The organism is Mycobacterium asiaticum (assembly GCF_001673635.1).
In the GTDB taxonomy this organism is placed as follows: domain Bacteria; phylum Actinomycetota; class Actinomycetes; order Mycobacteriales; family Mycobacteriaceae; genus Mycobacterium; species Mycobacterium asiaticum_C.
On sequence record NZ_LZMH01000065.1, the window covers coordinates 19,510 to 28,414 of the forward strand.

The 8,905-nt window shown below is 66.3% G+C and carries 11 protein-coding genes; 7 read left to right on the forward strand and 4 right to left on the reverse strand.

Annotated features, from left to right (window positions below):
• The first annotated feature begins 27 nt into the window (after nt 1-27).
• Nucleotides 28-453 (forward strand): DUF1810 domain-containing protein, encoded by a 426-nt coding sequence (locus A5645_RS18075; RefSeq protein WP_065130557.1) that lies wholly within the window; start codon nt 28-30, stop codon nt 451-453.
• Here A5645_RS18075 and A5645_RS18080 read toward each other — a convergent pair.
• The 3 genes from A5645_RS18080 to A5645_RS18090 are packed head-to-tail and all read right to left on the reverse strand — an operon-like array spanning nt 446 to nt 2,888.
• A complete protein-coding gene (locus A5645_RS18080; RefSeq protein ID WP_065130558.1) occupies nt 446-1,726 on the reverse strand; it encodes an alpha-amylase family glycosyl hydrolase in 1,281 nt (426 codons plus the stop codon). The two genes, A5645_RS18075 and A5645_RS18080, sit on opposite strands and share 8 nt — an antisense overlap.
• Before the next feature lie 10 nt (nt 1,727-1,736).
• Nucleotides 1,737-2,273: an alkyl hydroperoxide reductase gene (locus A5645_RS18085; RefSeq protein WP_065034210.1), complete on the reverse strand. Its 537-nt coding sequence runs from the start codon at nt 2,271-2,273 to the stop codon at nt 1,737-1,739.
• Between the two features lie 27 nt (nt 2,274-2,300).
• Nucleotides 2,301-2,888, reverse strand: coding sequence for a peroxiredoxin (locus A5645_RS18090; protein ID WP_065034209.1), 588 nt, complete (start codon nt 2,886-2,888; stop codon nt 2,301-2,303).
• Between the two features lie 103 nt (nt 2,889-2,991).
• Between A5645_RS18090 and A5645_RS18095 the strand changes: the two genes are divergently transcribed.
• From A5645_RS18095 to A5645_RS18110, 4 genes are read left to right on the forward strand one after another with little or no spacing between them, the layout of a single operon-like run.
• Nucleotides 2,992-3,927 (forward strand): hydrogen peroxide-inducible genes activator, encoded by a 936-nt coding sequence (locus tag A5645_RS18095; protein ID WP_065130559.1) that lies wholly within the window; start codon nt 2,992-2,994, stop codon nt 3,925-3,927.
• Between the two features lie 19 nt (nt 3,928-3,946).
• Nucleotides 3,947-4,648 (forward strand): hypothetical protein, encoded by a 702-nt coding sequence (locus tag A5645_RS18100; RefSeq protein ID WP_065130560.1) that lies wholly within the window; start codon nt 3,947-3,949, stop codon nt 4,646-4,648.
• 8 nt (nt 4,649-4,656) lie between these two features.
• Entirely contained in the window at nt 4,657-5,100 is a 444-nt protein-coding gene (locus A5645_RS18105; protein WP_065034206.1) for a TIGR03618 family F420-dependent PPOX class oxidoreductase, read from the forward strand.
• A 9-nt stretch (nt 5,101-5,109) separates the two neighbouring features.
• Nucleotides 5,110-5,865: an enoyl-CoA hydratase/isomerase family protein gene (locus A5645_RS18110; protein ID WP_065034205.1), complete on the forward strand. Its 756-nt coding sequence runs from the start codon at nt 5,110-5,112 to the stop codon at nt 5,863-5,865.
• A 6-nt stretch (nt 5,866-5,871) separates the two neighbouring features.
• Here A5645_RS18110 and A5645_RS27240 read toward each other — a convergent pair whose 3' ends face one another.
• Nucleotides 5,872-6,063: a (2Fe-2S)-binding protein gene (locus tag A5645_RS27240; RefSeq protein ID WP_081288427.1), complete on the reverse strand. Its 192-nt coding sequence runs from the start codon at nt 6,061-6,063 to the stop codon at nt 5,872-5,874.
• 261 nt (nt 6,064-6,324) lie between these two features.
• On the opposite strand from A5645_RS27240, the gene bfr reads away from it, so the two are divergent.
• Nucleotides 6,325-6,804 carry a bacterioferritin gene (gene bfr / locus A5645_RS18115; protein WP_065034228.1) on the forward strand — a complete coding sequence of 160 codons (480 nt, stop codon included), beginning with the start codon at nt 6,325-6,327 and terminating at the stop codon, nt 6,802-6,804.
• Nucleotides 6,805-6,951: 147 nt separating this feature from the next.
• A partial coding sequence (locus A5645_RS18120; RefSeq protein WP_253867044.1) for an MDR family MFS transporter occupies nt 6,952-8,905 on the forward strand: 1,954 nt, incomplete at its 3' end.

The following is an 8,905-nucleotide window of genomic DNA, read 5'->3' on the forward strand; positions in this document are numbered from 1 at the left end:
ATCTAACCAGTGTGCGAGGCTGGAGGGATGGCCCGCGATCGGTTCGACCTGCAGCGTTTCGTGGACGCCCAGGACCGCGTCTACGAAGACGTCGTGCAGGAGTTGCGGGCCGCCCGGAAACGCAGCCACTGGATGTGGTTCGTCTTCCCGCAGCTGCGCGGGCTGGGCAGCAGCCCGACGGCAGACCATTACGGCATCTCCTCCCTCGAGGAGGCCCGTGCCTACCTGGAACACGACCTGCTCGGGCCGCGGCTACGCGAGTGCGTGCGGCTGGTCAACGACATCGAGGGCCGGTCGGCCGGACAGATCTTCGGCTCACCGGACGATTTGAAACTGCGGTCCTCGGTGACGTTGTTCGCCCGGGCCACCGATGACAACCAGGATTTCGTCGCGCTGCTCGACAAGTATTACGGGGGCGAAGAGGACCCGCGCACCGCGGCGCGGCTCAGCTAGAACGCAGAATCCGCCAGCCGTGCGGCTCGACGGTCACGTTGTCCACGACCTCCGCGGGCGGAGCCGTCGAACCCGCCAGCACCTGTGCCCGCTGCGTGCCCAGCTCCGGCAACGACAGTGGCAGCGGTTCGTCGTCGATGTTCAGGGCGACCAGCAGCGCGTCGCCGCCGTGCTGGGTCCGGTAGACGTAGTGCTTGTTCTCCAACAGCACGGCGCGGGTCGTTGCCGCGTGCAACCACGGGTGTCGGCGGCGCAAGCCGACCAAGAACTGGTGCAGCGCCCATACGCGCTGGCCTGGTTCGTCGAGTTGCACTGGGGGAGTGCCGAATTCCGGACGAACCGCATCGTCGCCGCCGCGGCGCTCTTCCTTGACCCCGCGCCAGCCGAATTCGTCGCCGGCATACACGCTGGGGACGCCGCCCACCGTCAGCAACAGCACCAGCGCGTGCGCCTGGTGTTCGGCGCGGTCGAGTCGGCTGGCGATCCGGGTGACGTCGTGATTGCCGACGAAGGTCAGTGGCCCGAACTCGTCGAGGAACTCGTTGTGCCGCTGCAGTGCCCAGTCCAGCTCGAAGAAGTTGCCGTCGTTCAGGCTGCTCCAGATCGCCTTCCACAACTCGTACTGGGTGGCCGAATCGAACCGGGCGGCCCGGACCTGCGCCGCGTAGTCACCGTGGATGAGTTCTCCGACGAACCAGGCGTCGGGGTGGCGCTCGCGTACCCGCGGCAGCACCTCGGCCCAGAATCGTTGCGGCACAACATAAGCCGCATCGAGGCGCCAGCCGTGGGCTCCTCGCTCAAGCCAGTGCGACATGACGTCGACGACGTAGTCGGCGACCTCCGGATTGTCGTGGTTGAGGCCGATCAGTTCGTCGTGGCCTTCGAAGTTGCCGCCGCTGAACCAGTCCGCCGAAGCCGGGTCACGATAGCGCGCGAAATCCGCGCCCACATGGTTGAACACGCCGTCGAGCAGGATACGCAGGCCACGGCGGTGCGCCTCGGCCACGAGATAGTCGAAGTCGCCATCGTCGCCGAGTCTCGGGTCGATCAGGTAGTGGTCCGTGGTGTCGTACCCGTGGGTGCGGGAGGCGAAGATCGGCCCCAGCGCGACACCGGATGCGCCCAGTGCGATCGCGTGGTCGAACCACTCGACGAGTCGGCGCAGCCGGTGTTCCCCCGGGCCCGGCGGATGTTCTGCGGGGAACGCTCCGACGGAGCCCAGGGGATAGACCTGCCACCAGATCGCGTGTTGCACCCAGGCGGGTCCGGTCATGACGAGCCGATCAGCCGACGGCCGCCAATGTATCGGCGGTGCTGATCGCCTGCGCCACACCGGAAACGATCGCTGCGACCTTCAACGCCTCGAACACGGCCTCGCGCTCGACACCCGACTCGCGCAGCGTGTGCTCGTGCGCCACCATGCAGTGCGAGCAGCCGTTGATCGACGAGACCGCGAAGCTCCACAGCTCGAAATTCGCCTTGTCCACACCGGGGTTGCCGATGATGTTCATCCGCAGGCCGGGACGCAGGTCGTCGTACTTGCCCTCCAGGAAGCCGCGGCCACGGTAGAACACGTTGTTCATCCCCATGATCGACGCGGCACCCAGGGCCGCGTTGTAGGCCTCGGCCGACAGGTTGTCGGCCGCCTCGCCGCCGATTTCGCTCAGCACCCGGGCATTGCGGGTCGCCGCGGCGCTGGCCAGCAGGGTGCCCCACAGCTGCTCCTCGTCGAGCGCGGTGGTGCGGGAGATCGAGCCCAGGTTGAGCTTGAGATCCTTGGCGTACTCGGGCAGCGCGTCCTTGAGATTCTCGATACTCATGTTTCCTCCTTCTGTGCCCTCTGCCCGCTATGCCGAAGCCTTGAGCAGTTCGCCGGCATCGATAGTCGGGTCGCCCTTGCGCCAGTTGCAGGCACACAGCTCGTCGGATTGCAGGGCGTCCAGCACCCTCAGCACCTCGTCGACGTTACGCCCCACCGAACCGGCCGTCGCGGAGACGAACTGGATCTCGTTGTTGGGGTCGACGATGAACGTCACCCGGTCGGCGACACCGTCGGAGTTGAGCACGCCGCTTGCCTGGGCGAGTTCGCGCTTGATATCGGAGAGCATCGGGAACGGCAGCTTCTTGAGATCCTCGTGCTGGGCACGCCACTGGAAGTGGACGAACTCGCTGTCGATCGAGGCGCCGAGCACCTGGGCGTCCCGGTCCTCGAACTCGTCGTTAAGCTTGCCGAAGGCCGCGATCTCGGTAGGGCACACGAAGGTGAAGTCCTTGGGCCAGAAGAAGATCACCCGCCACTTGCCGGGGTGGTCGTCGCTGGAGATGGTGGTGAAGTAGTCACCGGGCTGCTTGGCATCGACCTTGGACAGGTCGCCGCCGATCAGCGCGGTCAGCCGGTATGCGGGGAACTGGTCGCCAATGGTCAGCAGAGACATGGCACTCCTTTTTCTGTACTGATTCAAATTTGACGGTTATGTCACCATATTGCCCGGGCACCGGCATGAAGTAAAGGTGATATATAGCACTGTATTATTAGGTATGACCGATAAGAGTTTTCAGCCCACCCTGGCCGGCTTGCGGGCGTTCGTCGCGGTAGCGGAGAAGCAGCATTTCGGCAGTGCCGCAACGACTCTCGGGGTAAGTCAATCGACCTTGTCGCAAGCCCTGGCCGGTCTGGAGGGCGGGCTGGGCGCTCGCCTGGTCGAGCGGTCCACCCGCCAGGTCCGAGTGACCGCCGAAGGTGTGCGGCTGCTGCCGTTGGCCCGGGCGGCCATCGAGGCCGCGGACACGTTCACCAATGCGGCGGCAGGCGTGTCCGATCCGCTGCAGGGCAGCATCCGCCTGGGACTGATCCCGACGGTGGCGCCCTATGTCCTGCCCACCGTCCTGGCCGGGCTGGCCCGCCGGCTACCCGATCTGACGGTGCGCGTCGTCGAGGACCAGACCGATCGGCTACTGCTGGTCCTGCGCGAGGGTGCGCTGGACGCCGCCCTGATCGCCTTGCCCGCAGATACCAGTGGAGTCAGTGAGATTCCCATCTATGCCGAAGATTTCGTGCTGGCCCTGCCGCCCGGGCACCCGCTGACGGGCAGGCCGCGGGTACCCGCGGCGGCGCTGGCGGAGTTACCGTTGCTGCTCCTGGACGAAGGACACTGCCTGCGTGATCAGGCACTCGATGTCTGCCAGAACGCGGGCGTGCAGGCCGAGCTCGCCGACACCCGGGCAGCCTCCCTGACCACCGCGGTGCAGTGCGTGGCGGGCGGGCTCGGCGTGACACTGATACCGGAGAGTGCGGTGTCGGTGGAGACGGCGCGCGGCGGCGTCGGGCTCGCCCGCTTCGGCGCACCCCGGCCCGGGCGACGCGTCGGGCTGGTCTTCCGCTCGTCCAGCGGTCGCGAGGAGGCCTATCGGCGCCTTGCCGGGATCATCGGAGAACTCATCAGCGAGGAACTGCCGGTACGCCTTACCACCTGACGGACGTAAGGTTCGGCCCATGGAGAAGGTCATCGCCGTGCTCAGGCGCACGGAATCGGACGAGGACTGGTGCGCTCGCCAGCGCGGCCCGGTCGCCGATCAATTGCTGCAACTGGGCATCCCGGGGCTGTCGGTCAACGTCCGCGACGACGCCGTGCGCGAGTCGATGATGACGCTTACGACACTGGACCCGCCGGCGGTCGCGGTGGTGAGTCTGTGGACCCAGCAATGTTATGGCCCACAGGTCACGGCGGCGCTGGACCTGCTCGCCGCCGAATGCGAGCAGCTGGCCGCCTACCTGGTCACCGAATCGGTTCCACTGGCCGGCCCTGTCTCCGAACCAGGTTCCCGCACAACGGGTTTGGCCAACATTGCGCTGCTGCGCCGGCCCGCCCAACTGGACCAGGCGACCTGGCTGAACCGGTGGCAACTCGACCACACCCCGGTGGCCATCGAAACCCAGTCCACCTTCGGTTACACCCAGAATTGGGTGGTGCGAGCGCTCACCCCGGACGCGCCGGGAATCGCCGCAATCGTCGAAGAGTTGTTTCCGGCGGAAGCGGTGTCCGACCTGAAAGCGTTCTTCGGGGCCGCCGACGACGCCGACTTGCAGCACCGGGTAGGCCGGATGATTGCCAGTACGTCCGCCTTCGGCGCGAACGAGAACATCGACACCGTGCCCACCAGCCGGTACGTCATCAAGACGCCCTTTGTGAACTGAGGAACGCCATGACAACACTCGTCGACGCAGTGGCACTGGCATCGTCGGAAAGCGGACTGGCGGTGGTCTCCACTGTCCGCGCCGACGGCACCGTACAGGCTTCGCTGGTCAATGTGGGCCTGCTGCCGCACCCGGCCGGGGGAGCGCCGGTACTGGGCTTCACCACCTACGGCAAGGTCAAGTTGGCCAACCTCCGAGCACGACCCCCGCTGGCCGTCACCTTCCGCAACGGCTGGCGGTGGGCCACCGTCGAAGGCCGCGCGGAGCTGGCCGGGCCTGACGACCCGCAGCCCTGGCTGGGCGGTCCGGATCAATTGCGGCAGTTGCTGCGCGATGTGTTCACCGCGGCGGGCGGCTCCCACGACGACTGGGACGAGTACGACCGGGTGATGGCGCAGGAGCGGCGCGCGGTGGTACTGATCGAGCCGACCCGCGTCTACAGCAGCAGATAGGATCCAGCGGTGACGCTGCTGATCGACGACGACAACCGGGTCCGCACGCTGACGCTGAACCGGCCCGAAGCGCTCAACGCCTTCAACGAGGCCCTCTATGACGCCACCGCACAGGCCCTGCTGGACGCCGCCGAGGATCCAGAGGTTGCCGTCGTTCTGCTGACCGGCGCCGGGCGCGGCTTCAGCGCCGGTACCGATCTCGCCGAGATGCAGGCGCGCATCACCGACCCCGATTTCCAGGAAGGCAAGTACGGTTTCCGCGGGCTGATCGAGGCGTTGACCGCCTTTCCCAAACCGCTGATCTGTGCCGTGAACGGCGTCGGCCTGGGCATCGGCACCACCATCCTGGGCTACGCCGACCTGGCCTTTATGTCCTCGACCGCGCGGCTGAAATGCCCGTTCACCAGTTTGGGTGTGGCGCCGGAGGCAGCGTCGTCCTACCTGCTGCCACGGCTGATGGGGCGGCAGAACGCCGCCTGGTTGTTGCTGTCGTCGGAATGGGTCGACGCCGCGGAAGCGCTCCGAATGGGTCTGGTCTGGCGGGTCTGCGAGCCCGACGAACTGCTGCCCGAAGCCCGGCGGCATGCCGACATCCTCGCCGGCCGCCCAATCGCCAGCCTGATGGCGGTCAAGCACACCATGCTCGAACCGCTTCGACCGGAAATCGCCGCCGCCACGGCACGCGAAAACGCCCACTTCGCCGAATTGATGGGGGCTGCCGCCAACGCCGCCGCACTGGCGGATTTCAGCAACCGCCCGCGTTAAGCCACGCTAGGCAGAGGGGCTCAGTTGGGCCTGCTCCACGCGTGCTGCCGCCAGGATCGCTCGCAGTGTCCGGCGGCAACGACCGCAGTCGGCGCCCGCCCCGCACGCCGCAGCAATCTCTTTGGAGGTCGACGCACCGCGCGCCACAGCCTCACAGACAGTCTGATTGGTGGCTCCGACGCACAGGCAGACGTACATCAGCAAACACCCACCGAGTGGTCACCGAGAACTCCGCGTACTGGCCGCATATTAGTGGAGTCTAACCTAAGTGGGTTAGTAGAGTCTAACCTAAGTATCAGACATGCTGCCGGTTCCCGCGTCGATCGGACGCGCCGACGGCGCAATTAACCCTGCGCCGACCAGTACCGAAGGCATTACATTTAGATTGCTACACCCCGCGCGGCTCGCTCCAGCCCAGCAGCCGGCGGTACGTCATGACAGCCTTCCCTAGGAGTGATCATGCAAGGTGATCCAGATGTATTGCGCCTGCTCAACGAGCAACTGACCAGCGAGCTCACCGCCATCAACCAGTATTTTCTGCATTCCAAGATGCAGGACAATTGGGGCTTCACCGAGCTTGCCGGCCACACCAGGGCGGAATCGTTCGACGAGATGCGGCACGCCGAGGCCATCACGGACCGCATCCTGCTGCTGGACGGTCTGCCGAACTATCAGCGCATCTTCTCGTTGCGCATCGGCCAGACCCTGCGCGAGCAGTTCGAGGCCGACCTGGCGATCGAGTACGAGGTGCTGGACCGGCTCAAGCCCGGCATCATCATGTGCCGCGAGAAGCAGGACAGCACCAGCGCCACGCTGCTGGAAGGGATTGTGGCCGACGAGGAAAGCCACATCGACTACCTGGAGACTCAGCTCGAGCTGATGGACAAGCTGGGCGAGGAGCTGTACTCCGCTCAGTGTGTCTCTCGCCCGCCGAGCTGACCCCGCTCGTCACACACCTACCTGATTGGGCGGCCGGGATGAGGGGCATTCTCAGGGGCCCGATCTTGAAAGGTGGCAGTGACTACATCGAAGGTGCAGCCGACCGTCCCGGCCGAGCCAACGAAGGACCCAGCGCCCGATAGCACGCTGATCACCTCGCAGCGGCGCAACTTCATCTTCCTGGCGATCGTGCTGGGGATGCTGCTCGCGGCGCTGGACCAGACGATCGTGGCAACGGCGTTGCCGACGATCGTTGCCGACCTCGGCGACGCCGGGCGCCAGTCGTGGGTGGTCACCAGCTACCTGCTCGCCTCGACGATCGCCACCGCGCTAGCCGGCAAGTTCGGTGACCTGTTCGGGCGTAAACGGGTGTTCCAGGTCGCGGTGCTGTTCTTCGTCGTGGGATCGGTGTTCTGCGGACTGGCGCAGTCGATGACGATGCTGGTCGCCGCCCGGGCCCTGCAGGGGGTCGGCGGCGGAGCGATCACCGTCACGGCCAGCGCGCTGATCGGCGAGGTGGTCCCGCTGCGCGACCGGGGCCGCTACCAGGGAATGTTGGGCGCGGTATTCGGCGTCACCACGGTCGTGGGTCCGCTGCTCGGCGGCTACTTCACCGACTACCTCACCTGGCGGTGGGCGTTCTGGATCAACCTGCCCGTCTCGGTCGTGGTCATCCTCGTCGCCGCCGCGGCGATTCCGTCCCTGACGGCCTACACCAAACCTCAGGTGGACTACGTCGGCATCCTGTTCATCGGGCTGGGCGCGGCCGGTTTGACCCTGGCCACCAGCTGGGGCGGCACTTTGTACCCGTGGGGCTCGGGAACCATCATCGGCCTGTTCGTGGGTGCCGCGGCAGCACTTGGCGTGTTCGTGTGGGTGGAAACTCGTGTCCCGCAGCCCATTCTGCCGATCCGGCTGTTCGGCAGCCCGGTCTTCACGGTGTGCTGCGTGCTCTCGTTCGTGGTCGGGTTCGCGATGCTGGGTGCGATGACCTTCCTGCCGACGTTCATGCAGTACGTCGACGGGGTATCGGCGACCACGTCGGGTCTGCGCACGCTGCCGATGGTCGCCGGCATGCTGATCACCTCCACCGGCAGCGGCAGCTTGGTGGGCCGGACGGGTCGCTACAAAGTCTTTCCGGTGGTCGGCACGGCGCTGATGACGCTTGCGTTCGTGTTGATGTCCCGCATGGACGGCTCCACGCCCGCGCTGGTGCAGTCGGTTTACCTGTTCATCCTCGGTGCCGGCATCGGCCTGTCCATGCAGGTGCTGGTGCTGATCGTGCAGAACACCTCGAACTTCGAGGATCTCGGTGTCGCGACGTCGGGTGTCAGCTTCTTCCGCACCATCGGCAGCTCGTTCGGGGCGGCCATCTTCGGCTCGCTGTTCGCCAATTTCCTCAGTTCCAGGCTGACCGCGGCGCTGGCGGCCACCGGCGCCTCCCGCGACGCCGTGAGCTCGCCCGGCGCGTTGCACCGGCAACCGCCCGCCGTCGCCGAACCGATCGTGCGGGCTTATGCCGAATCGCTGTCCCAGGTGTTCCTGTGGGCCGCGCCGGTCGCCGCGGTGGGATTCGTGTTGGCATTGTTCCTGCGCGAGGTTCCGCTGCGCGACATCCACAACAGCGCCGTCGACCTCGGTGACGGGTTCGGCATGCCGAGCTCAGAGACACCGGAGCGCTTGCTGGAGAACGCGATTGCGCGCATGCTGCGGGGCGAGCCGGGCGTGCGATTGCGCAGCATTGCCCTGCGCCCGGATTGCCGGCTTGACGTCGCCGGATTGTGGGCGGTGCTGCGGGTGAACCGCTACGCCCAGTTCTTCGGCACCGCGCGCCTCACCGACATCGGCGACAACCTCCAAATACCGTTCGAAGTCCTGGAACCCACCTTCAACCGGCTCGCCGCCGGCGGCTACGTCGTGCGCGACGGCGACCGGTTGTCGCTCACCCCGGCGGGCCGGGAGCAGGTCGATTATGTTTATTCACTGTTGCTGAACTGGGTCATCGACAAGCTGTCCCGGTCACCCGGTTTTGCGGGGCGTCCGGATCGTCGCGATGTCGAGGCCGCGCTCGGGCGCATCGCATATCGCATCATCGCGCAAC